Annotated in this window: 18 protein-coding genes; 2 read left to right on the top strand and 16 right to left on the bottom strand. The window is 73.9% G+C overall.

The features are described 5' to 3' along the window. Nucleotides 1-60 precede the first annotated feature (60 nt). From ACZ3ZE_RS25810 to ACZ3ZE_RS25755, 12 genes are all read right to left on the bottom strand, one after another. Entirely contained in the window at nt 61-1,263 is a 1,203-nt protein-coding gene (locus ACZ3ZE_RS25810) for an LLM class flavin-dependent oxidoreductase (protein ID WP_361624766.1), read from the bottom strand. After that, complete coding sequence (locus ACZ3ZE_RS25805; RefSeq protein WP_467260845.1) at nt 1,257-2,642, bottom strand: NtaA/DmoA family FMN-dependent monooxygenase; 1,386 nt, start codon at nt 2,640-2,642, stop codon at nt 1,257-1,259. The genes ACZ3ZE_RS25810 and ACZ3ZE_RS25805 overlap by 7 nt, the downstream gene beginning before the upstream one ends. Before the next feature lie 140 nt (nt 2,643-2,782). Further along, nucleotides 2,783-3,697: a fumarylacetoacetate (FAA) hydrolase gene (locus ACZ3ZE_RS25800; protein ID WP_442304583.1), complete on the bottom strand. Its 915-nt coding sequence runs from the start codon at nt 3,695-3,697 to the stop codon at nt 2,783-2,785. A gap of 132 nt (nt 3,698-3,829) precedes the next feature. Further along, nucleotides 3,830-5,134: a pyridoxal phosphate-dependent aminotransferase gene (locus tag ACZ3ZE_RS25795; RefSeq protein ID WP_467260844.1), complete on the bottom strand. Its 1,305-nt coding sequence runs from the start codon at nt 5,132-5,134 to the stop codon at nt 3,830-3,832. Between the two features lie 153 nt (nt 5,135-5,287). After that, the gene (locus tag ACZ3ZE_RS25790; RefSeq protein ID WP_361178722.1) at nt 5,288-7,057 is read right to left on the bottom strand and encodes an AMP-binding protein; all 1,770 of its coding nucleotides are present in this window, start codon (nt 7,055-7,057) and stop codon (nt 5,288-5,290) included. Beyond that, a complete protein-coding gene (locus ACZ3ZE_RS25785; protein ID WP_361178725.1) occupies nt 7,054-8,190 on the bottom strand; it encodes a Glu/Leu/Phe/Val dehydrogenase dimerization domain-containing protein in 1,137 nt (378 codons plus the stop codon). Before ACZ3ZE_RS25785 ends, ACZ3ZE_RS25790 begins: the two co-directional genes overlap by 4 nt. A gap of 52 nt (nt 8,191-8,242) precedes the next feature. Next, nucleotides 8,243-8,806, bottom strand: coding sequence for a type 1 glutamine amidotransferase (locus ACZ3ZE_RS25780; protein WP_361178727.1), 564 nt, complete (start codon nt 8,804-8,806; stop codon nt 8,243-8,245). 14 nt (nt 8,807-8,820) lie between these two features. Beyond that, nucleotides 8,821-9,648, bottom strand: a complete 828-nt coding sequence (locus tag ACZ3ZE_RS25775) for an amino acid kinase family protein (protein ID WP_361178729.1) — start codon at nt 9,646-9,648, stop codon at nt 8,821-8,823. Beyond that, nucleotides 9,645-10,733: an N-acetyl-gamma-glutamyl-phosphate reductase gene (argC, locus tag ACZ3ZE_RS25770; RefSeq protein ID WP_361178731.1), complete on the bottom strand. Its 1,089-nt coding sequence runs from the start codon at nt 10,731-10,733 to the stop codon at nt 9,645-9,647. Before argC ends, ACZ3ZE_RS25775 begins: the two co-directional genes overlap by 4 nt. Continuing rightward, nucleotides 10,730-11,581: an ATP-grasp domain-containing protein gene (locus ACZ3ZE_RS25765; RefSeq protein ID WP_361178733.1), complete on the bottom strand. Its 852-nt coding sequence runs from the start codon at nt 11,579-11,581 to the stop codon at nt 10,730-10,732. The genes argC and ACZ3ZE_RS25765 overlap by 4 nt, the downstream gene beginning before the upstream one ends. 1 nt (nt 11,582) lies before the next feature. Further along, the gene (locus ACZ3ZE_RS25760) at nt 11,583-11,768 is read right to left on the bottom strand and encodes a lysine biosynthesis protein LysW (protein ID WP_046912295.1); all 186 of its coding nucleotides are present in this window, start codon (nt 11,766-11,768) and stop codon (nt 11,583-11,585) included. A 129-nt stretch (nt 11,769-11,897) separates the two neighbouring features. Next, nucleotides 11,898-13,049 carry an isopropylmalate synthase gene (locus tag ACZ3ZE_RS25755; RefSeq protein ID WP_361178736.1) on the bottom strand — a complete coding sequence of 384 codons (1,152 nt, stop codon included), beginning with the start codon at nt 13,047-13,049 and terminating at the stop codon, nt 11,898-11,900. A gap of 236 nt (nt 13,050-13,285) precedes the next feature. On the opposite strand from ACZ3ZE_RS25755, the gene ACZ3ZE_RS25750 reads away from it, so the two are divergent. Then, nucleotides 13,286-14,071: a maleate cis-trans isomerase family protein gene (locus tag ACZ3ZE_RS25750; RefSeq protein ID WP_361178738.1), complete on the top strand. Its 786-nt coding sequence runs from the start codon at nt 13,286-13,288 to the stop codon at nt 14,069-14,071. A 68-nt stretch (nt 14,072-14,139) separates the two neighbouring features. Here the strand turns inward: ACZ3ZE_RS25750 and ACZ3ZE_RS25745 are convergent, their stop codons facing one another. The 4 genes from ACZ3ZE_RS25745 to ACZ3ZE_RS25730 form a co-directional block, all read right to left on the bottom strand. Beyond that, complete coding sequence (locus ACZ3ZE_RS25745) at nt 14,140-14,859, bottom strand: response regulator transcription factor (protein ID WP_361178740.1); 720 nt, start codon at nt 14,857-14,859, stop codon at nt 14,140-14,142. 18 nt (nt 14,860-14,877) lie between these two features. Beyond that, nucleotides 14,878-16,104: an IS701 family transposase gene (locus tag ACZ3ZE_RS25740; protein WP_442304579.1), complete on the bottom strand. Its 1,227-nt coding sequence runs from the start codon at nt 16,102-16,104 to the stop codon at nt 14,878-14,880. A 527-nt stretch (nt 16,105-16,631) separates the two neighbouring features. Next, complete coding sequence (locus tag ACZ3ZE_RS25735; protein WP_361178745.1) at nt 16,632-17,864, bottom strand: MFS transporter; 1,233 nt, start codon at nt 17,862-17,864, stop codon at nt 16,632-16,634. Between the two features lie 218 nt (nt 17,865-18,082). Continuing rightward, nucleotides 18,083-18,631, bottom strand: coding sequence for an SDR family NAD(P)-dependent oxidoreductase (locus ACZ3ZE_RS25730; protein ID WP_361624716.1), 549 nt, complete (start codon nt 18,629-18,631; stop codon nt 18,083-18,085). A gap of 142 nt (nt 18,632-18,773) precedes the next feature. Here ACZ3ZE_RS25730 and ACZ3ZE_RS25725 point away from each other — a divergent pair, with 142 nt between their 5' ends. Next, nucleotides 18,774-22,370, top strand: a complete 3,597-nt coding sequence (locus tag ACZ3ZE_RS25725) for an AfsR/SARP family transcriptional regulator (RefSeq protein ID WP_467260842.1) — start codon at nt 18,774-18,776, stop codon at nt 22,368-22,370. The last annotated feature ends 10 nt before the right edge of the window (nt 22,371-22,380 follow it).

The raw sequence follows: 22,380 nt of genomic DNA, 5'->3' as shown, positions 1-22,380 counted from the left end.
TTTTGTACCACCCGGCGGGGGAGACCGTGAGGCGTCGTCGCGATCCGCTTCCGCGCCCCGTCACCCCCTCGCGTACCGGCTGGCCGGCCGCTCGAGGCCCAGGTGGCCGCGCAAGGTGCTCGCCGTGTAGGCGGTGCGGAAGGCGCCGCGCTGCTGGAGTTCGGGGACGAGGGCGCGGGTGATCTGCTCCAGGTCGTGGGGGAGGGTCGCGGGGCGGAGGCGGAAGCCGTCGAAGCCGAGGGGCTGCCAGTCGAGCAGGAGGTCGGCGAGGGCGGCCGGGGTGCCGGTGAAGATGTGCGCGTCGGAGGCGAGTTCGGCGCCGGCCAGGGTGTCGAGCTCGTCCTTGCGGGCCTTGGCGGCGGCGTCGGTGTCGTCCAGCACGACCACCAGGTCGGCGAAGCGCCGCAACGGGCGGGCGGCCAGGTCACGGCCGGCGGTGCGGACCGCGTCGTCGACCTCGGCCAGGATGCGGCGGGCGTCCGACGGGTCGTCGGGGGTGACGAACACCAGGTCCGAGGCGCGGGCCGCGAACTCGTACGGCGTCGACGCGTGCGCCAGGCTCGCGACGAGCGGCTGGCCCTGCGGCGAGCGCGGGGTGATCGACGGGCCCCGGACGCTGAAGAGCGGGCCCTCGAAGTCGACGGCGTGCAGCTTCGCGCGGTCCACGAAACGGCCCGTCGCCGTGTCCCGTATCTCCGCGTCGTCCTCCCAGCTGTCCCACAGGCGCCGCGCCACCTCCACCACGTCGGCGGCCTCCGCGAACAGCGGGCGCAGGCGGGCGGCGATGCCCTCCTCGCTCCGCACGTCCTCGTCGGTCAGCTGCGGGGTGGTGCGCCGGCCGAAGTGCCGGGCGTCGGCGGCCCGGGAGGCGATCTGCGGGCGCCAGCCGGCCCGGCCGCGGGCGGCGTGGTCGAGGGTCGCGATGCCGATCGCGACATGGAACGGCTCGGTGTGGGTGACGTTCGTCGTCGGTACGAGACCGATGTGGCGGGTCAGCGGGGCCACCCGGGCCGCCACCAGGACCGCGTCCAGACCGCCCCTGACCTGGTCGGTCCGGTCGTCGGGGCGGTGGAACGCCGCCGACTGCTGGCCCAGGGCGTCCTCCAGCGTGACGAAGTCGAGCAGTCCGCGCTCGGCCTCGGTCACCAGATCCGCCCAGTAGCCGGGCGAGAACAGCTCCGCCGGGCGGGCGTCCGGAGCCCGCCAGGCCGCCGGGTGCCAGCCCGCGCCGTCCAGGGCGACAGCCAGATGCAGGGTCACGATGCCTCCTTGGGAGACGCGGGGGAGGTGGGGGAGGTGGCGGCCGTGAGGGACACGGGGGACGTGGGAGCGCCGAGGCCCAGGTGGTCGCGGAGCGTCGTGCCCGTGTACTCCTCGCGGAAGACGCCCTTCTCCTGGAGCAGCGGGACCACCCGGTCCACCACGTCGTCCAGGCCGCCGGGCGTCAGATGCGGTACGAGGACGAAACCGTCGGCGCCGTCGCTCTGCACGAAGTGGTCGATCGCGTCGGCGACCGTGCGCGGGCTGCCCACGAAGGTCTGGCCGCCGTGCACCTCGATCATCAGCTCGCGGATGCTCAGCGAGCGCTCCTCGGCCAGCTTCCGCCATCGCCGAGCCGTCTCCTCCCGCCCCTTCCGGAACACCGAATGCCCCTTCAGGACAAGGGACTCGGGCTCCGGGTCCACATCGGGCAGCGGCCCGTCCGGGTCGTAACCGGACAGGTCCCGGCCCCACACCCCCTCCAGGTGCGCGATCGCCGTCTGCGGGCTCACCTGGGCCCGGGTGATCTCGTCGGCGTACGCGACCGCCTCCTCGTCCGTGTCGGCGACGATCGCCGTCGCGGTGGGCAGGATCTTCAACTGGTCATGTGTACGGCCGTACTTCGCCAGCCGCGACTTCACGTCCACGTAGAAGGCGCGCGCCTCCTCCAGCCGGCTGTACTTGCTGAAGATCACGTCCGCGTCCGACGCGGCGAACTCCCGGCCCGCGTCCGACTCCCCGGCCTGGATGACCACCGGGTGCCCCTGCGGGCCGCGCGGGGTGGTGAACCGGCCCTCGATGTCGAAGTGCCGCCCGTGGTGGGCGAATCGGCCCGCGCCCGCCCGCACGAACTGTCCGGCGGCGGCGTCGGCGACGACGTCGCCCTCCGCCCAGCTGTCCCACAACTCCCGTGCCGTACGCAGGAACTCGGCGGCCCGGGTGTAGCGGTCGGCCTCGTCGAGGAAGCCGCCGCGGCGGAAGTTCTCGCCGGTGAAGGCGTCGTAGCTGGTGACCACGTTCCAGGCCGCCCGGCCGCCGCTCAGCAGGTCCAGGCTCGCGAGCCTGCGCGCCACCTCGTAGGGCTCGTTGAAGGTGGCGTTCACGGTGCCGGCCAGACCGAGCCGGTCGGTGACGCCCGCGAGGGCGGCGAGCACCGTCAGGTTCTCCGGGCGGCCCACCACGTCGAGGTCGTAGACCTCCCCCTTGTGCTCGCGCAGCCGCAGCCCCTCGGCGAGGAAGAAGAAGTCGAACTTGCCGCGTTCGGCCGCCTGCGCCAGCCGGATGAAGGAGTCGATGGAGATCTGGCTCTCGGAACGCGGGTCCGACCAGACGGTCACGTTGTGGATGGCCGGCAGCTGTACCGCGAGGTGCACCTGTTTCACCGTGCCTCCTCCTTCTCGGTTCTGGGGATGGGGGCCGGTCTGCTGTGACGAGCCTGCCTGGACACCTGTACGAGTGCCCAGGCCGACCGGCGCTGTTTCATGAGCTGTTCACGGAGCGAGGCGTCGGCCCCGCCGTGCCCTCACGAAAGACGGGCAGGGGACACGTACTTGACCGCGTTCTCGAACGCGACACCGTGGCTCTTCACGTCGATCGCGATCCGGTCCCCGTCCGCGATCCGGAACCCGTCGTGGAAACTGGCCTCGTCCGCCCCGAGCAGCACGTAGTTGACGAGCCCCGGGCGCCGCACCGCCGGGAACGAGAACAGGTGCTCCACCATGTCCTTCACCCGGAAGTACAGGGCGTCGCCGCCGCAGTCGAAGCTGCCCTCCCAGGCGGTCGCGCCGTCCCGCGAGATGGTCACCCGGCCGTTCACCGAGCTCGGGGGCTCGCCCAGGAACAGCCAGGGCGTGAGGGCCGTGTCGCACAGCTTGCAGTACGGGTTGTAGCCCGGGTCCTTGCGGTGCAGGCCGATGTCGCACAGGTCGTTGCCGAAGGTGTAGCCGGCGTAGTGCGGGGTGCCGTCGGCGTCGTTGACGTAGACCAGGGCGACCTCGGGCTCCTCGATCAGCGCCACCGGGTTCGCCGGCACGTTCAGCGTCTCGCCGGGCAGCCGCACCCAGTCGCCGAAGCCCTTGAAGAACCACTTCGGCGGCGTGAACTCCCCGCCCTCCGGCTGGGTCTCGCCGCCCCACTTCTTCCGGTGCGTGCCCATGAAGCCGCTCAGCAGCGCGTTGCCGGTGGCCGTCGGCAGCAGCGGAGGCAGCAGCCGCAGCTCCGGGTCGTCGGCGGCCACGGTGACGCCCGTCGCGCCCTCGGTGACGGCGGCCTTGATGGCGTCCGCCGAGCCGTCGGTGGCGATGAAGGCCGCCGCCAGCTGCCCGTCGGCCACCGGGTACAGCGTGTGGGCGGCGTCCGGCTCCCCGGGCGCGCCGAAGCCGACGTGACGCTCGCCCCGGTACAGGGCCTCGAAGAGGGTGGGGGTCGGAAGGGTCATGGCAAGGGCCTCCTGAACGTTCATGAGAGACATGGGGAAGGGGGGAAGGGAGGGGGAGGGTGAGGATGAGGGGGAAGGTGAGGGGAGAGAAGAGTTGCCTCGGGGGCGGGCGCGGCGGGCGCGGCGCGGCGGCTACGGCGTGGCCGTGGCCGTGGTCGTGGTCGTCAGGGACGCCACCGCCTCGCCCACCCACGCCACCGCGTCCCGGATCCACGGCAGTGCCAGCGGGTCCGGTGCCGCGAGGGCGGCGAGGCGCTGCTCGTCGGTGTCGCCGTACAGCCGGCTGGTCGCCACCCGGATCCGCAGGGCCTCGGCGGGTTCCCCGAACGCGCTCGCCGGGAGCACCCCCACCCCGTGGCGCTCGCTGAGGAAGCGGGCGATGCCGTCGCCGTCGTGGACGGCGTGGACGCGGGCGAGTTGTTCTCGGAGCGGAACGAAGTCCGGGTAGAGGTAGCAGGTCGCCCGGACCGGGGCGAGCCGGGCGCCCGCCGTCGTGAAGTGCCCGGCGACCGCGCGTACCACTGTCTCGTGCAGCCGACGGCTCGCCGCGATGTGCGCGGTCACCTCCGGCGGTTCACCGAACGCGTACGCCGCCACCGTCTGCACCGGGGCCGGCGGGCTGGACCAGATCTGGCTGGCGACCGACACGAGACGGGAGTGCAGCTCCCCGCCGAGCTCGCCGTCCGGGAGCCGGGCGACGCCCGTACGCCAGCCGCCCAGGGCCAGGTTCTTGGTGAGCCCGGTGGTCACCACGGTCCGTTCGGGCGCGTGCAGGGCGGGGGACTCGGCCGGCGCCCCCGTGTCGTACACGAGGTCGCCGTAGATCTCGTCCGACACCACCACCAGGTCGAGCTCCCGCGCCACCGCCGCCAGCCGCCGTACGGTGCCGGGCGAGGCGATCGTGCCGGTCGGGTTGTCCGGCACCGTCACCACCACGGCCCGGGGATCGCGCCCGGCGGCCCGCGCCGCCAGGACCGCCTCGCGCAGCCGCTCCGGATCGGGCACCCCGCCCTCGCCCGGAGGGGTCGGTACGGGGACGGGGCTCGCCCCGGCGAGCCGCGCCTGGGCCGCGTAGCTGACCCAGCTCGGCACGGGCACCACCACGTCCCCGCCGATCGCGAGCAGCAGCGCGAACAGCAGGGACTTGCTGCCGGGACCGGCCACGACCCGCCCCGGGTCCACGCCGATCCCGCGCCGCGACCAGTACCCGGCGGCGGCCTCCCGCAGCGCCTGGCTGCCGGGCACGGGACCGTACGCGTTCTCGTCGGCCGCCGCGGCGAGGCGCTCCCGCAGGGCGGGCAGCACCGGCAGGCCGATCTCCCCGCTGGCCATCGACAGGACCCGCTCCCCGGCCTGCCGCCGTCGGGCGAGCGCCTCGTCGGCGGCCAGGGTCGCGGACATCGCGACGGGGGCGGGCGGGGGTGGGGGCGGTGCCATGTCACGCTCCAGGGAAGGGGAGGAGGGAAGCCGGCGGGGGAGCCGGCAGGGGAGTCGGCGGGCGAGCCGGAGGGCGGCCCGACGGCAGCCGGAGGAGGCGGGAGTCGGTAGCGCGGCACGTCACGGCGCGAGCGCGGGCGCGCCGCGCCCGCGTCAGCCGGTCGCGGCCGGCTGTGGCCCGTACCGCTGCCGCAGCTCGACCTTCCGGACCTTGCCGGTCAGCGTCTTCGGCAGCGCGGCAAGGAGTTCCACCCGGTCCGGAAGGAATCGCGGATCCTGCCCCGCGGCGAGGAGGTGGGCGCGGACCTCTTCGAGGGTCGGGCCACCGTCGGCGGAAGCGGCATCCGGAACCACCACGGCGCAGATCACCGTGCCCCCGGCGCTCCCGCTCCCGGCCGAGGCGCCGTCCCCGGTCGCGTCGCCCGGCAGCCCCACCAGCGCGGCCTCGACCGCCTTCGGGTGCGAGCCGATCACCGCTTCCAGTTCGGTCATCGGCGCCACCGTCCCGTCCCGGACGATCGCGTCGCGCGCCCGGCCGATGATGCGGATGCCGCCCCGGCCGTCGTCCCGCGCGAGGTCCCCGGTGTCGAACCAGCCGTCCGCGCCGAACTCCGCCGCGAACGCCTCCTCGCGCCGGTAGTAGCCGAGCGCGAGCGAGGCCCCGCGCACCCGCAGCCGGCCCACGCCGCCGTCGGCGCCCTCGGCGTCGACCCGGGTCTCCATGGCGTCGATGGCGCGCCCGTTGCTGTGCGCCGCCCAGTCCTCGGGGTCCGTGGGCCGGGTCATCGTCACGGGGCCGTTCTCCGACATGCCCCACAGCGAGTACGTACGGGCCCCGAGGGCCGCGTGGACCTCGTCGGCCAGCTCCGCGAGCACCGGCGCCGAGCCGATGACCACGTGCCGGAGCGTGCTGGTGTCGCGCTTCTCCGCGCGCTGCGAGGCGACCACGTCCGCGAGGGTCGCCGGGGGCCCGTACAGGAGGGTGGCGCGGTAGCGCTCGACCAGGTCGAGCAGCGCCTCGTTCTTCCGTACGTCCTGGAAGGCGACCGTCCCGCCGAGCATGACGCCGGCGAGGACGCCCTGCGCGAAGCCGGAGTAGTGGACGAGCGGGGTCGACACGGCGGCCACCCAGTCGTCGCCGAGTCCGAAGGCCTCGACGTAGCCGCGGACCGCCGAGTGGACGGTGTTCTGGCTGTGCAGCACGCCCTTGGACTCGCCGGTGGTGCCGGAGGTGAACAGCACCACGAACGGCTCGTCGGGCGTGAGCGCGGGCCGGCCGGCCAGGGTCCCGGCGGCCTCGGGGGTCTCCTCCCGGGCGACGGCGACGAACCGTTCGTGGAAGGAGAGCGCCCCCGAGGGCACCGGGCCGTCCACGACCAGCACGTGTTCCAGGGTGGGGAGTTCGTCCTTGAGTCGGGTCGCGATCTCGGCCAGGGGCGTGCCCGACCACTCGGGGAGCGTGACGCACACCCGGGCCCCGGTGAGACCGAAGCGGTGGCGCAGCTCCTCCTCGGGACAGATCGGCGAGATCGGGCAGATGACGGCGCCGACCCGCATGCTCGCGAACATCAGCGGCACCATCTCCCAGCGGTTGGGGAGCTGGACGGCGACGAAGTCGCCCCGCTGCACGCCGAGTTCGATTAGGGCCAGGGCGAAACGGTCGGTCAGCGCGGCCAGTTCGGCGAAGTCGAGCGTGTCCGTACGGGACTCGGCGATCCGGCGGCCGGCGATGGCCGGCTTGTGGGGCCGCTCGCGCGCCTGCCGGTACAGGTCGTCGAGGAAGGTCTCGTCCCGCCACCAGCCCCGGCGCCGGTACTCGGCGCCGACGGCGGGGTCCCGCTCGGCGGGGGCCCGCTCTGTGAGGGCCTGATCGGCGAGGGCCTGCTCGACGAGGGAAGGGGCTCCGGTCGGGGCGGCCGTCATCCCAGCAGCTCCTTGCGGCGCGCGGCCAGGAGCTCCGGCAGCGGGTCGCCCGCGCGGCCGCCCGCGATCTCCAGCAGGTCCCGGGTGTTCTGCCGCACCCGGTCGCCGACCCAGTCGAACACCCACGCCTTGCGGGCGTCCGCCGCCAGGTCGAAGGGGACGACCCGGGTGACGGCGAGGGCCGCCGAGGCCGCACCGCCGATGTTGGCGATCACGCCCGGCACCAGCGTGCCGCCCGAGGCGGCGACCTTCTCCTTCGCCGCGGCGGTGGAGGCGAGGTTCGCGCCCTCGACGACCAGGCCGGCCTTCAGCCGGTGGGCGTTCTCGGCGGTGAGCGCGTACTTCTGCGCGGCGAGGATCAGCAGGTCCGCCGGCACGTCGAGCCAGGCGTCCGGGGTGGTGGACACCGTGACGCCCTGCGGAAGGCGCGAGCGGTCGATACGCCCGAACTCGTCGGTGATGGAGACGAGTTCGTCGACCGGGAGCCGGTCGGCGCTGATCGTGCCCTGGACGTCGGCGACGCCCACGACGATGTGCCCGTGCTCCTCCAGGAAGCGCGCCACGGCCCGGCCGACGGCGCCGAAGCCCTGCACGACGACCCGGGCGGCCTCGGTGCGGCCGCCGGTCTCCAGGGCGGTGAGCGCGGCGACGCCGACGCCGTGCCCGGTGCAGTCGATCAGCGGCTCGTAGTACGTGCGCCAGTCGATCGGCATGTCGGGCGCGCCGAGCCGGAAGCGCGGGTCGTAGCCGGCCTCGTCGAAGAAGACCGCCCGGTCGGCGGGGGTGACGCCCATGTCGATGCCGAGGTGGATCCCGCCGTGCAGCAGCGGCTTCACGGTGCGCCCGAAGGTGCGGAAGGTCCGCTCGCGGTCGGCGCCCTCGGAGTTGCCGGCGTCGGCGACGATGCCCGCCTTCGCGCCGCCGATGCGCAGGCCCGCGAGGGTGAACTTGTCGGTCATGTCGCGGGCGAGGCCGGCCACCTCCTCCTCGGTGACCCCGGTCGTCATCCGGGTGCCGCCCATCGCGAGGCCGTCGACGAGCGTGTCGACGACCACCCAGCCCTTGATCGCGCCGCGGCTGCCGTTGAGGTGAACGGTGAACGCGGGCTCCTGCGGGTTCTCCACAGCGCTCATGTGACACGTCCTTGTGTAGGGGGATGAGTTGAGGTGACCGCCGGTGCGGGGGTCACTGGTAGAGCCCGGCGAAGCCGCGCAGGATCTCCAGGCCGTCGGGACGGAACTCCACGTGCGCCTGGGAGCCGAGGATCCGCCCGTCGTCCGAGCGGAGGAACTCCACGGGCGCGTGCTCGGAGCGCCCGATGGAGCGGAAGCCCGCGGGGGCCTCCTGGAGGTAGAGGGTGTGCCGGTGGAAGACCGTCACGCTCTCCCCGACGTGGGCGAACAGCGGCTCCCGCTTGTCGACGTCCGCCTGGTGGCCGCCGACCCGCTGCGGCCCCTCGGCGAGCCGGCCGCCGTTGGCGACGGCGATGATCTGCATGCCGCCGCAGATGCCGTAGACGGGGACGTCGCTGCCCATGACGAGGTCGATGAGCGGCCGGTAGTAGTCCGTGTCGTAGGCCCGTACCTTCGTGCCGCTGAGCACGATGGCCTGGTGGCGGCCGTCGAGCCGGGCGGGCACGGACGCCGCGTCGACGACGTCGGTGTCCGAGCCCAGCTCCTCGAAGCGGGCGCGCAGCTGTTTCAGGGACAGGGTCCCGTTGTTGACGACGAGTACCCGGGGTTGCGCCATGGTGCCTTCGCTCCTCAGCTTCGCGTGATGACGGTGCCGGTACGGCCGGCGAGCAGGTCGCTGACGTCGGCCGCGCCGATGACGACCCGCGCCACGCCGCCGTCCAGGGCCTCGCCGGCGGCCCGCAGCTTCTTCCGCATGCCGCCGGTGGCGCCCTTGTCGCGGAAGGCGGCCGCCTTCCGCGCGTCGATCCGGGACACCGGCTCGCCGTCGATCAGCAGGTGGGCGACGTCCGTGACGAGGACCAGGTCGGTCGCGCCGGTCGCCGCGGCGAGGGCGGCGGCGGCCCGGTCGGCGTCGGTGTTCACCTCCTGGCCCGCGGCGTTCCTGGCCAGCGGGGTGACCAGGTGGGCGTGGCCCGGGCGGAGCTCCTTGAGGAGGGCCGGGTTCACGCCGGAGATCGGCCCGACCAGGTTCTCCAGCTCGACGAGCTGCTTCTCCCGCCACCACCAGCGCTCGCCCTCGGCCGCGCTGACCAGGCCGTCGCTGCCGAGCAGCCGCTCGCCGGTGATGCCGCGCGCGGAGAGCCGGGCGAAGACCTCCTCGGCCATCGTGGCGCTGACCGTCTTGATGTCCTCGATGACTTCGGGGGTGGTCCAGCGGCTCTGGTTGCCGTAGCGGTCGCGGAGCACCGCGGACGGCTCGCTGTAGCGCGGGCTGAGCCGCTTGAGCGGCTTGGACCAGCCGTGCACGAGGACCAGCGGATGCCGGGCTCCGTACGCGGCGAGGTCGTCCCACCAGGCGCCGGACAGGTCGTCCAGGCAGCTGCCGCCCAGCTTGACGACGGTGGGGGTGACGCCGGGGACGACGGTCGGATCCGTGGGTGTCCTGGAGGCGCTCATGCCGGCATCACCGGCTGCATGGTCAGCCCCGTCTCCTCGGGCAGCCCGAAGCGCAGGTTCGCCGCCTGCACGGCCTGGCCCGCGGCCCCCTTGACCAGGTTGTCCAGCGCCGAGAGCACGACGATCCGGCCGTCGTCCTCGTCGTACAGGACGGTCACGTCGCAGAAGTTGGAGCCGAGCACCGCCTGCGGGTCCGGCACCGGGATCAGCGTCTCGTTGTGCCGGCGGACGCGCACGAAGCGGTGCTCCTTGTAGAAGCGCAGGTACGCCCGCTGGAGCTCGCGCTGGTCGACGGCCGTGTCCGTGAACACGTAACTGCTGGTGAGCAGTCCGCGGACATGGGAGACGCCGTACGCGGACATGCTCAGCGAGCCGATCGAACCCGGCTTGCTCCGGTCCAGGAAGTCCCGCACCTCGCCCGCGTGCCGGTGCCCGGTCGGGGCGTACGGGGCGATGGCGCCGCTGCGGAAGGGGTGCAGGTCCGCCGTGCGCAGCTGGAGTCCGCCGCCGCTGGAGCCGCTCTTGCCGTCCACCACGACGGTCCGCAGGTCGAGCCCGAGGCCCAGGGTGAGCGGCGCGAGGCCGAGGGTGATGGCGGTGGCGTAGCAGCCGGGCAGCGAGATCAGCGGCGCGTCCGGCAGCTGGTCCTTGATCAGCTCGGGCACGCCGTAGACGAAGCGGTCGGCGAGGTCGGCGCGCCGGCTGACCTTCGGGTACCACCGGTCGTGCAGGGCGGGGGTACGGATCCGGAAGGCGCCGCTGAGGTCGACGACGGCCGGGACGCGGTCGGCGAGGAGCGCCGAGAGCTCGGCGGAGACCGGCGCCGGGGTGGCGAGGAAGATCACGTCCACCGAGTCGGCGAGCTCGTCGACCGTGTCCTCGGCGACGGGGCGGACGGTCAGCCCGCCGAAGTCGAGCCGCAGCCCGGGGTGGAGCTCGGACGGGCGGCGGCCGATGTTCGAGGAGCCGCCGAGGAAGGCCAGCTCCAGGTCGGGGTGCTGGGTGATCAGCCGGATGAGTTCGCCGCCGGCGAGTCCGGAGGCGCCGACGACGCCCGCGCGGATCGGGCGGGTGGTGCGCGTCATGCGAGCAGCTCCTGGAGGTAGGCGCCGACGGCGGCCGGGATGTCCGCGCCGGTCGCGGAGGCCACGGCCCGGAATCCGGGGGCGTGGTTGACCTCGTTGACGACGTAGCCGTCGGGGGTTCGGAACAGGTCGACCCCGTAGATGCCGGGGCCGAGTTCGCCCACCACACCGTCGACGATCTTCAGCACGTCCGGGTCGTGGGCCACGGCGCGGCTGCTGTTGCCGAGCGCCGCGTTGTTGCGCCAGTCGGTGCCGGCGCTCTCGAACTCGGCGGCGCCGACCACCTCGTGGCCGACGACGAGGCAGCGCACGGAGGTGCCGCCGCCGATGTACGGCTCGACGAGGCAGGCCTGCTCGAAGGCGTGGCCGAGGTCCTCGACGTAGTCGTACACCGACTGGGCGAGGTCGGAGTCCCTGATCAGCGTGACCCGCTTGCCCATGCCGCCGAAGACCGGCTTGAGGACCAGCGGCGGCGTCAGCTCGGCGACGGCCCGCTCGAAGTCCTTGCGGGAGAGCGCGAGCCGGAACTCGGGCACGGGCACCCCGGCCTTGCGCAGCTCGGCCCGCAGGACCGCCTTGTTCTCGCAGACGTGGATCGCCCGCGCGGAGTTGAGCACCCGCGCCCCGGCGGCCTCGGCGAGCGTGGCGACGAGGCCGCCGCGGGTGTAGCTGCGGCTGCGGACCAGCAGGGCGTCGTAGCCCTTGAGGGAGGGGGCGTCCTCGTGGCCGAGGGTGAGGGACTCGTCGTTGACCCATTCGACGGTCAGGCCGAAGTCCGGGCCGGCCTGGATCAGCTTGCGTTCCTCCCAGCTGATCCGGTCGGCGACGATCGCGATGCGCCGGGCCATCTCACTGACCCCAGTCGCGCAGCTGCACCTCGACCATCTCCAGCGTGAGCGTGCCGTCCTGGACGGCCTCCACGCGCAGGGTGAGCATGCACTCGGGGCACGAGAGGGTCTCGCCCTCGCCGATCGGAGGCACGGTCAGATCGGTCTCGCACTCGGGGCAGACGCCGGTGAGGGTGGCGGTGGGCATGGGAGAACTCCCTTTCGGGATAGATGGGTTGAAACGGTGGGTGAGGCGGGGGTGCACAGAGGTGAAGCGGGGGTGGAACGGGTGGGGGGGCTCGGGGAAGGCGGTGGGTGAGGTGTGGGGCCCCGGCGCTCAGGCGGCCTGGAAGTCGATCGCGGCCTTGCGGATCGCGTCCCGGTCGAGCAGCGGCGCTCCCGCGCCCTCCTGGCGTTCGGTGAGCCAGGGGGTGAAGGCGTCCACGTCGACGAAGACGCCCGAGCCGTCCAGCGCCCACTTCACGAGCGCCGGGGTGAGCCGGGTGCGGACCAGCAACTCGCGCGAGTTGCCGACGAGTTCGGCGGGCAGCGTCTCGTATGCCTCGGGATGGGTGAGCTGGCCGGGGAGTTCGTACGCGAAGGCGTGCGAGGTGGTCGGCCCGGACTGGAAGGCCTCGCCGAGCCCGGCGCCCTTGAGGGCGATGCGGGACAGCTCGGTGAGGTGGGTCAGGTCGAAGCGGGTGTCGCCGTGGATCACCCGCAGGGAGGTGAGCAGCTCGGCCAGCGGGGCGTTGCCGCCGCGCTCGCCGATGCCGCCGACGGTCGCCGAGATCCACTGGGCGCCCGCCCGGACGGCGGCGAGGGAGTTGGCGACGGCCATGCCCAGCATGTTGTGGGAGTGGATCTCGATCTCGGACCCGTCGATCTCCGTGAGGTCGCCGATCACCTCCTCCATCTGCCAGGGCGAGAGGTACGCGACGGTCTCGGCCAGCCGGAACCGGTCGGCACCGGCCTCGAAGCCGGCCGTGACGTACGGGACGAGCCGCTCGCGCGGGGTGCGGGCGCCGTCCTCGCCGCTGAAGGTGACGTGGAAGCCGCGCTCCTTGGCCTGCGTGATCGCCGAACGGGCCAACGTCTGGAGGAACTTGGCGCTCGGCGAGCCCAGCTTCAGCTTGGCGTGCTGCTCGGAGGTCGGGATCGAGTACATGATGTGGCGCACGCCGAGCCGCTCGGCCTCGTCGAGGGCCCGCGCGACCTGCTGGCGGTCCCGCACCACGACGAGCGTCATGCTCCGCTCGGGGGTGACGGCCTCGTGGGTGGCGAGCACCAGGTCGGCGTCCTTCGAGCCGGGGCCGGACACCATGCCGACCTCGACCAGCTCGACGCCCGTCCTCACGAGCAGGTCGGCGATGGCCGCGGCGTCCTCGGGGCCGAACTCGACGCCCGCCATGTGCGCCGAGTCCCGCAGCGTCGCGTCGGATACGCGGGGGAGGTGGGGGAGCGCCTCCGGCCTTTCTCCTGCTGCCATTTCCTCACTCCTTGTCGGGGGTGATCACCACACTCCTGCGAATACATGTAAGAAACAAGGGGATTCGGGTCAGGGCTCTGTGGGGGAATGTCAAGCAGTGTCAGGAACGAAAGGACGTGCAAGGGAACGCAAGGTGACGTGAGGACGCGTAAGGGCGTGCAAGGCCGTTGTGAGCGGCATGTCTTTTCCTTCGCCTAACGCTGCCGGGCGGGCCGGGCGCGCCCTACTGTGCGGGCATGGACCTTTTCTCGCTGCCCCGACTCGGCGTCGTCGTACCGCCGGAGAACCCGACGGCGGAACCGGAGTTCAACCGGTTGCTGGGCGCCGGAATGCACGTGTACACCTCCCGGTTCCCCACGACCCCCGGCGTGGGGCTCAAGGAGATGCTGGAGACCTACAACCGCGTGCTGCCCGACACGCTCGCGGGCTTCGGCGCCATGCGCCTGGAGGCCGCCGTCGTGGCGTGCAGCGCCTCGCACTACCTCCTCGACCCGGACGGGGACCTCGCCCTGTGCGAGGAGCTCTCGCGCGGCGCCGGCTTCCCCGTACGCTCCTCCACGCAGGCGATCCTGGTCGCGTGCGAGGCGCTCGGCGTGCGGCGGCTGACCCTCGTCTCCCCGTACCAGCCGTGGCTCACCGAGGTCTCGCGCACCTTCTGGGAGCGGGCCGGGCTCACCGTCGACGAGGTCGTCCTGGTCCCGGCGGGGCGGACCCCCGACGGTGCCGAGCACTTCGACCCGTACGAGGTCACCGCCGACCGGATAGGCGAGCGCATCCGGCCTCACCTGCGGGAACACCCGCTCCCCGAAGGCTCCGCGCTCCTGTTCACCGGTACGGGCATGGGCACGCTGGCCGCCCTGACGGAGCTCGCCGCCCGGCCGGACACCGCCGGCCGGCCGCTGCTCTCCTCGAACCTGGCGTCCGCGTGGTGGGCGCTGCGGGCCGCGGGCACGCCGGCCGGGGAGGCGCACCCGCTGGTGCGCCGGCTGGACGCGCAGGTGGAGCTGTCCGCGGCGCGCTGACCGAGGGGCGGGGGGCCAGGCCTCGGGTCGACCCGGACGGACCGGCCCGGACCGGCCGGCCCCTGGCCTCAGCTCGCCTCCGCCTCGGCCTCCGCCGCCGTCTCCGGGCCGCGCGCGGAGGGCGCGTGGTGCCCCATCCGGTAGCCGACCCCGCGGACCGTGAGGATCCAGCGGCTGCAGCCGAGTTTGGCGCGCAGGGTGCTCACGTGCGTGTCGATGGTCCGGCTGGTGGTGGCCCATTCGCTGCCCCAGACCTTCGCCATCAATTCCTTTCGGGAGATCACCGTCCCGGAATGCGAGGCGAGTACATGAAGCAGCTCGAATTCCTTCGACGTGACGTCGACGAGACGGTCGCGCAGCCGCACTTCGCGGGCTCGCGGATCGATGTGCAGAGGACCGAGGGAAATCACCTCGGGCGGTGCGGAAAGGGGTCGGCGGGCCCGGCGCAGCACGGCTTCGACGCGGGCCGCGATCTCCCGGAAACCCCAGGTCTGCGCGACACAGTCGTCCGCACCCGCTTTCAGCGCGAGCACCCGCTCCAATTCGTCGTCGCGGCGGGTGAACGCGATGAGCGGGACATCGCTCTCGGCGCGCAGGTTCCGGCAGACCTCGATGCCGTCGACATCGGGGAGTTCGAGCGAGAGCAGCACCAGGTCGGCCTCGCGGTAGGTGCGCAGGGCGTGTGCCCCGCTGTCCACGCTGCGGGCGGCGAAGCCCTGGCGGCGCAGATCGCGCACGAGCGACGCGGCGGAGGAGGCTTCCCGCTCCACCACGAGTACGTTTCTCATCGGATCGGGCCCTTCTCGTCAGCCCGCGGCCCGGGCGAGCACCGGGGTGGGGCTGCGGGGCTGCGGGACGGGGACGCCGCCGCGCCGGCGCAGGTGCTGGTACGCGTAGGCGGCGGAGGTCATCGTCATGTGGTGGTGCCAGCCGGGGTAGGAACGGCCTTCGAAATCCAGTACGCCGAACCGTTCCTGCAACGCGGTCACGGTCGAGCGGACCGTGGCCCGGCTGCGCATCAGCGCCAGGATCCGCTCCACGCGCCGGTCGGCGAGGCTGGTGATCCAGTACCGGGCGGGCCGCAGTCCGTCGGGGTCGGGCAGTTCGAGCAGCCGGTAGCCGCGCGCGGCACCGTCGGCGCCGACCGTGCGCAGCGGGAGCCGTACCGTACCGGCATAGGTGTAGAGCGGGGCCCGCCCCGCGCCCCGGAAACGCGGATCGGGAACCTGGCGCGTCATCACATAGGGCTGGCGCGCGTTGCGTTCGTCCATCAGCCCGCCGACGGTGGTCACGGTCGGGGCGCGTCTCCCGCCGATGACGACCTGGCCCGGGTTCACCTCGCACAGGATGTCCGCGCGGTGCCGGGCGAGCCCGGCCAGGACCCCGCTCGCGTCCTCGCTGAGGGACAGGTCGAGCACCCAGGGCAGCCGGGGCAGCCGGGGATGCGCGGCGGTCCCCGCCGCGTAGTCGAGCACGCAGGCGCCGAACGAGCGCGCGGTCTCCTCGTCCGGGATCCGCGCCCGCACCCGGCGCTCCTGGTCCCAGCCCCACGGGCCGTCGAGCACCAGACTCCAGTCGACCGGGTAGCAGTGCGTGTCCGTCACGAGGAACAGCCCCACCGCCCGCTGGCAGTTGACGGTCCGCCCGGTCTCCGCGTCCAGCCGCCGATGCACCCCCACCGAGTGCTCGCCGCGCTTGGGGATGAGGAGTTCCGTGGCGGTCCAGGCGTACGGGGCCGCGCCCGCCGCCACGCGCAGGGCGAGTCTCCGGCGCACCGGCTCCCAGTCCCACGTGCTCGCGTTGATGAACTGGTGCAGGCTGTGCGCCGCCGCCGGCGGCAGCCGTTCCGTGCGGGCCATGCTCTTCGGCGTCTTCCGGCCCGAGACGTGGATCAGGCCCCGTAGGTACGCCCGGGCCCAGCGGCGTTGCTCGGCCCTGTGGAGGGGTCTGAAGATCTCGTCGAGGAAGGCCCGCATGCGCGTTTCCTCGTCCCCCGTGGTCGCGCGTGCCGTGCCCGAGATGCTTGACGACATGTGACGCTACGCCCCCTCGTACTTGCTTCGCTCGCACCCGAGTCGGTGCCCTGCGTTCCGTACGAAGCCCAAAAATACCGTCTCGAAGGAAAATTTCACGAGAGCGTCGGCGACTTTGCTCATTCGCCCTCTGACCTGCGGAAACATCCCCGGATCTGGGGTATGGGAGACCCTCTCCCGGCACCGCGCGACGGTGCGCGGCCGGGCGCCGGCGATCGGCGTGAACCGCACCCCCCGGGCCCGCATCCGCTGGTCATCGGCAGCGCCGCGCGGGGCGCCGCGAGGGGGGACGAAGCGGCGTCGAAGGGGCGTCGAAGGGGTGGGACAGGTGTTCGGCCACAGGTGTCAACAGCTCGTGAACAATCCGCCGACGGACGTCGGCGAAGCCGCCGAAGGCCCGGGGGACGGTTGCCTTCGGCGGCTGCTCGGGGGCACCCCGTGGCCGGCCGTGCTCAGCCGGTCGGGGCGGGCGTCGACGACGTGACGGTGACCCGTCGGTGGGGCGGGCGCCGACGACCGGACGGTGATCAGTCGGTGGGGCGCTTGCCGGGGAAGCCGTGGGCGCGGGCGGCCAGGACGACCACGAGCACCGGCGCCAGGAGCAGCAGCACCGTCCACGGGAAGGAGTCGCTGCCGACGGCGTCGAGCAGGACACCACCGATGATGCCGCCGCCCGCCATCGCCACGTTCCACAGCGTGACGAGCATCGCCTGCGCGGAGTCGGCCTGTTCGCCGCCCGCGTCCGCGACCGCCGTCTGCAGCAGGGTCGGCACGCCGCCCCAGCCCAGACCCCACAGGGCCGCCGCGACATAGACCAGGGCCGTGTTGTCGGAGAGCACCGCGAGCAGCGCCGCCGCCACGGCGACGAGCAGGGTGCTCGCGACCGTCAGCGCGCGCAGCCGGCGGTGGATCTGCGCGCCGACGATCCAGATGCTGGCGAGCGACGCGCCACCGAAGACCAGCAGCACCAGATCGGTACTGCCGCCCAGACCCAGGTCGTCGAGGAACGTGGCGATGTACGCGTACAGGATGGTGTGCGCGAGGACGAAGACCAGCGTCACGAACAGCACCGGGCTGACCCCCGGCACCTTCAGGGCCCGCAGCATCTTCGGGCGCTCGCCCGCCTCCTGGCCCGGGTAGTCCGGCACGGCGGCGGAGATCCACAGGAGCAGCAGGACCGTGAGGCCGGTCATCGCGAAGAAGGCGATACGCCAGCCGAGTTGGGAGCCGATGAAGGTGCCGGCGGGGACACCGAGCGAGAGCGCGACCGGGATGCCCGCCATGGCGATGGCGATGGCCTTGCCCTGGAGGTGGACGGGCGACATGCGCCGCGCGTAACCGGCGAGCAGCGCCCAGGCGAGACCGGCGGCCACACCCGCGACGAAGCGCGCGACCATCGTCACGCCGTAGACGGACGACACGGCCGTGACCGTGTTGGCCACGGCGAAGCCCGCCATGGCGGTGAGCAGCAGCCGCTTGCGCCGCCAGCGGGCGGTGGCCGCGGTGAGCGGGATCGCGGTCAGGGCGGTGCCGAGCGCGTAGATGGTGACCGTCTGGCCGGTCGCCGACTCGCTGACGTTCAGGTCCCGGCTCATCGCGGGCAGCAGACCGGCGGGCAGGGTCTCGGTGAGGCTGGTGATGAAGACGGCGGTCGCCAGGGCGAGCAGGGCGAACAGCGGCAGCTTCTGCGGCTCGCCGCCCTCGCCCCCCGCCGTCGGTGGCGAGGCGGGAGCGGCGGTGGTGTCGGGTGAGGTGCTCATCTGGTGTGCTCCGGTGAAGGGAGGGGGCGGGGGTGGGTTCGGGGATCGGGGATCAGGGTTCGGGGATGAGGGGACGGGTGTCGGGGGCGCCGGACGCCGGACGCCGGAGGCGGGAGGGGGCGGTGGCGCTGGTGTGCCGCCTCGGCCCGCGGCGCTCCGTGGTCGCGTCGTTGCGGCGTTCCGTTTCGGGGTCGGGGACTTGACGGATTCCGTGCGGCCTACGAGGGGCCGAGGCCTCCGTCCACGGGGAGCTGGGCGCCCGTCGTGAAGGTCGCCTCCGTGGCGAGGAAGAGCGCGGCGCGGGCGACCTCCTCGGCGGAGCCGAGGCGGCCGAGCGGGGGCAGCGGCGAGGCGACGGCCGGCGCCGCCTCGATACAGCCCGGGGCCACGGCGTTGACCCGGATGCCGCGCGGCGCCAGCTCGCCGGCGAGGGCCCGTACGGCGTCCGGGGACGGCGCGGGCGCGGTGAGCACCACCGCGCCGCCGTCCCTGAGCAGCCGCAGCAGGGGGCGGGCGGTGGCGACGGCGTCCGCGAAGAGGAGGTCCGGGCCGTCCAGGTCGGCCGGGGCCGCGTCGAAGGAGCCGTCGGGGCTCTCGACGACACGGGCGGCGGAGCCCAGTTCGCTGCGGGCGTGGGCGCTCTCGGCCGCCGTGCGGGCGGTCAGCAGCACGCGGGCGCCGCCCTCCACCAGCCGCTTGGCGATGGCCAGGCCGATGCCGGTGTCCTGGCCGACGACGACGGCCCTCCTGCCCGCGTACCTGGTCATGACCGCCGCTCCCTTCCGCCGCCTGGCGAGTCGTTTCCCCGACTGTGCGCCCGGCCGCTTCGGAGACGCTTCGGATGCGCTGACGGTCGGCTGACGGACTCGGGCGCGCGGGGGCGCGGGAGGGAGGGGTACGGTGATCGACATGCGCTTTGGGGTACTGGGACCGCTCGTGGTGTGGGACGACGAGGGCGCGGCGGTCACGGTCCCCGAGGTCAAGGTCCGTGCCCTGCTCGCGGACCTGCTCGCCCACGACGGGGACCCCGTCTCCGTCGACCGTCTCGTCCAGGACCTGTGGGGCGACGAACCGCCCGGCAAGCCCACGGGCGCCCTCCAGGCCAAGGTCTCCCAGCTCCGCCGGGTCATCGGCCGCGACCGCGTCGTCCACCAGGCCCCCGGCTACCGGCTCCGGCTCGACCGGGCGGCCCACGAGGTCGACGCCGACCGCTTCCGCGCCCTGGTGGCCGAGGCCCGCACCGTACGGGACCCGCGCGGGCGGGCCGCGCTCCTGACCGACGCCCTCGACCTGTGGCGGGGCCCCGCGTACGCGGACTTCGCCGACGAGGAGTTCGTACGGGGGGCCGCCCAGCGCCTCGCCGAGCAGCGGCTCTCCGTCCTGGAGGAACAGGCCGAGGCCCGTCTCCTGGCGGGTGACCACGTGCTGCTCGCCGGTGAACTCGCCGCCCTCGTCGACCGGTACCCGCTCCGGGAACGCCTCCGCGCGGTCCAGATGCGGGCCCTCTACCTGGCCGGCCGCCAGAGCGACGCCCTGGCCACGTACGCGGACCTCCGCGCCCGCCTGTCCGAGGAACTCGGCGTCGACCCGGGCCCGGCCCTGACCGCCCTCCACCAGGCGGTACTCCGCCAGGACCCGCGGCTCGGTGAGGGCGCGCGGCCCGCACCCGAAGCCTCGGCCGCCGCACAGAGCATCCACGGGGCCTCGTACCCCGTACGGCCCGGCTCCGAGGCGGCACACACCGGCTCTTCCGGACCGGGGGACGCGGGCGGAGCCGGAGCTGGAGCCGGGACCGGGGCCGGAAACGGAGCCGGAATCGGAGCCGGAATCGGAGCTGGGACCGGAGCGGGGACCGGAGCCGGAAACGGGTTCGGAAGCGGGATCGGTAGCGGAGCTGGGACCGGAGCCGGAGCCGGAGCCGGGGTCGGTGCCGGGGCCGAAGCCGGTACCGGATCCGGGCGCGCGTCCGGCTCCCCGTCCAACCTCCCCATACCCCTCACCCACCTCATCGGCCGCGCGGAGGCCGTCACCCAGGTCACCCGACTCCTGAACGGCACCCGCCTGGTGACGCTCACCGGGGCCGGGGGCGTCGGCAAGACGCGGCTGGCGGTGGCAGCGGCGGCGGAGGAGGCGGGGCGTTCGGACCGGACCGAACTCCCGGACGGGGTCTGGCTCGTGGAGTTCGCGGGAGTGCGCGACGGCACGGCGGCCGACCTCGCGCAGGTCGTCGCCGCCACCCTCGGCATCCGGGACGACGCCCCGACGGCGCTGCCCGGCACGGGCGCCGGTGCGGCGGGTGCGCCCTCGCCCGCGCACCGGCTCGCGAGCGCCCTGCGGGACCGCCGGACCCTGCTGGTCCTGGACAACTGCGAGCACGTGGTCGACGCGGCGGTGGAGCTTGCCGAGCTGCTGCTGCGGACGGCGCCCGGCCTGCGGGTCCTCGCCACCAGCCAGGAGCCGCTGGGCCTCGCGGGCGAGGCGGTGTTCCCGGTGGAGCCGCTGGGTACGGACGACGCGGTGCGCCTGTTCAGCGAGCGGGCCTCCGACCGCGACCCCGCCTTCCCGCGCGACCCGGGCGCGGTCGACCCCGCCGACCGTGCGGCCGTCGCCGAGATCTGCCGCCGTCTCGACGGCATCCCGCTCGCCCTCGAACTGGCCGCGACCCGCGTACGGGCCCTGGGCGTAAAGGAGTTGGCGGCCCGTCTCGGTGACCGTTTCCGGGTGCTGAACTCCCGCCAGCGCGGCGCGCCCGCCCGGCAGCAGACCCTGCGGGCCGTCATCGACTGGAGCTGGGAGCTGCTGAGCGCGCCCGAGCGCATCGTGCTGCGCCGCCTCGCCGTGCACCGCGACGGCTGCGACCTGGACGCGGCGGAGGCGACGTGCGCGGGGGACGGGGTGACCCGCGACGAGGTCCTCGACCTCGTGACGCGGCTGGTGGACCGCTCCCTCGTGGTGGTCGTCGACGGGCCCGCGGGGCGGCGCTACCGGCTCCTGGAATCGGTGGCCGCGTACGCGACCGAACGGCTGCACGAGATGGCGGACCTCGCCGCCGTACGCGACCGCCATCTGCGTCACTACCTCGCCCTGGCCGAACGCGCCGAACCCCACTTGCGGGGCGCGGGCCAGCGCACCTGGCTCATCCGCCTCGACGCGGAGGCGGGCAACCTGCGGGCGGCCCTGGACGAGGCGGTACGGCGTGCGGCGCAGCCCTCGCCGGACGCCGGCCCCCACTCCGAAGCGGCCGACGAGGCCGTACGGCTCGCGAGCGCGCTGGCCTGGTGGTGGCTGCTGCGCGGGCGGCTCGCGGAGGGGCGGCGGAGCCTGTCCGCGGCGCTCGCCACGACCGCCGGCTCCGGCGGCGGCGCCACCGAACTCGCGCTCCTCCACGGCGCCTTCGCGCTGCTCACGGGCGATCACGCGGAGGCGTGCGCGCTCGACGACACCGTCGCCACCGCCGACGGCGTGCCCGACCCCGTACGCAGGGCCCGTGCCCTGTGGCTCTGCGCGTACGGACTGTTCAGCGTGGGCGACCCGGTCGCGAGCGCGGCGCTGAACACCCGGGCCCTGACGCTCTTCGGCGAGACGGGCGAAGAGTGGGGCACCGCCGCCGCGCTCGGTCTGCGCGCGACACTCGCCATGGTCGGCGGGGACCTGGCCGGACTCGGCCGCGACGGTCTGCGCAGCGCCGCGCTCTTCCGGGAACTGGGCGACCGCTGGGGAGAGTTGCAGACGGTCTCGCCGCTCGCCGCACTCTCCGAGATCAAGGGCGACTACGCGGAAGCCGCCCGCCGCCAGCACGAAGGCCTCGCCATCGCCCGCGAGTTGGGTCTCGAAGCCGAGGTGTCGGCGCGACTGTCCGGGCTCGGCCGGCTCGCCCTGCTGGCCCACGACTGGGAACGCGGCCGGGACCTGCACGAACAGGCCCGCCGCATCGCCGCCGAACAGGGCTACAAGTACGGGGAGATCCACTCCGAGATGGGCCTCGCGCTCGGCGCCCGCCGCTCCGGTGACCTCGACGCCGCCGAGGCGCACCTGCTGCGCCTCCGGGACGGCTACGCCGAGCTGTCCTCCGAGGCGGGCGACCACCTGCTCCTCGCCGAGTTCGGCTTCCTCGCCGAACTCCGCGGCGACGCAACCGGATCCGCCGCCCACCACCTGCGCGGCTGGGCCGTGGCCCGCTCCCTCGACGAACCCCGCGCCCTGGCCCTCTCCCTGGAAGGCCTCGCGGGCGCGGCCCTCCTCACGGGAGACCCCACGACCGGCCCGGCATCCGCCGCACTCCTCCTCGGCGCGGCGGACGCGGCCCGCCGAGGCGTGGGCGCCCCGTTGCCGCCCGCCGAACGCGGCGACGTGGACCGCATCGCGGGCGCGGCCGTCGCGGCCCTGGGCGAGACGGCGTACACGACCGGCTTCGAGCAGGGCGCACGGCTCACCCCGTACGACGCCGTACGGCAGGTCCACGACGCACTCGACTGGCCGCCCGGTCCAGGGGCGGCGCCCGCCTGACGTGCGCGCG

It is taken from the genome of Streptomyces sp. NPDC023157 (assembly GCF_055560575.1).
This window is presented reverse-complemented; position numbering and strand designations above follow the sequence as displayed.

Bases quoted from the DNA above. Each gene is read 5' to 3' on its own strand.
- ACZ3ZE_RS25725 (WP_467260842.1), top strand. From the start codon at position 18,774: ATGCGCTTTGGGGTACTGGGACCGCTCGTGGTGTGGGACGACGAGGGC.
- ACZ3ZE_RS25760 (WP_046912295.1), bottom strand. From the start codon at position 11,768: ATGCCCACCGCCACCCTCACCGGCGTCTGCCCCGAGTGCGAGACCGAT.
- ACZ3ZE_RS25795 (WP_467260844.1), bottom strand. From the start codon at position 5,134: ATGGCACCGCCCCCACCCCCGCCCGCCCCCGTCGCGATGTCCGCGACC.
- ACZ3ZE_RS25775 (WP_361178729.1), bottom strand. From the start codon at position 9,648: ATGAGCGCCTCCAGGACACCCACGGATCCGACCGTCGTCCCCGGCGTC.
- ACZ3ZE_RS25740 (WP_442304579.1), bottom strand. From the start codon at position 16,104: ATGTCGTCAAGCATCTCGGGCACGGCACGCGCGACCACGGGGGACGAG.
- ACZ3ZE_RS25790 (WP_361178722.1), bottom strand. From the start codon at position 7,057: ATGACGGCCGCCCCGACCGGAGCCCCTTCCCTCGTCGAGCAGGCCCTC.
- ACZ3ZE_RS25785 (WP_361178725.1), bottom strand. From the start codon at position 8,190: ATGAGCGCTGTGGAGAACCCGCAGGAGCCCGCGTTCACCGTTCACCTC.
- ACZ3ZE_RS25730 (WP_361624716.1), bottom strand. From the start codon at position 18,631: ATGACCAGGTACGCGGGCAGGAGGGCCGTCGTCGTCGGCCAGGACACC.
- ACZ3ZE_RS25780 (WP_361178727.1), bottom strand. From the start codon at position 8,806: ATGGCGCAACCCCGGGTACTCGTCGTCAACAACGGGACCCTGTCCCTG.
- ACZ3ZE_RS25750 (WP_361178738.1), top strand. From the start codon at position 13,286: ATGGACCTTTTCTCGCTGCCCCGACTCGGCGTCGTCGTACCGCCGGAG.
- ACZ3ZE_RS25765 (WP_361178733.1), bottom strand. From the start codon at position 11,581: ATGGCCCGGCGCATCGCGATCGTCGCCGACCGGATCAGCTGGGAGGAA.
- ACZ3ZE_RS25735 (WP_361178745.1), bottom strand. From the start codon at position 17,864: ATGAGCACCTCACCCGACACCACCGCCGCTCCCGCCTCGCCACCGACG.
- ACZ3ZE_RS25800 (WP_442304583.1), bottom strand. From the start codon at position 3,697: ATGACCCTTCCGACCCCCACCCTCTTCGAGGCCCTGTACCGGGGCGAG.
- ACZ3ZE_RS25755 (WP_361178736.1), bottom strand. From the start codon at position 13,049: ATGGCAGCAGGAGAAAGGCCGGAGGCGCTCCCCCACCTCCCCCGCGTA.
- argC (WP_361178731.1), bottom strand. From the start codon at position 10,733: ATGACGCGCACCACCCGCCCGATCCGCGCGGGCGTCGTCGGCGCCTCC.
- ACZ3ZE_RS25745 (WP_361178740.1), bottom strand. From the start codon at position 14,859: ATGAGAAACGTACTCGTGGTGGAGCGGGAAGCCTCCTCCGCCGCGTCG.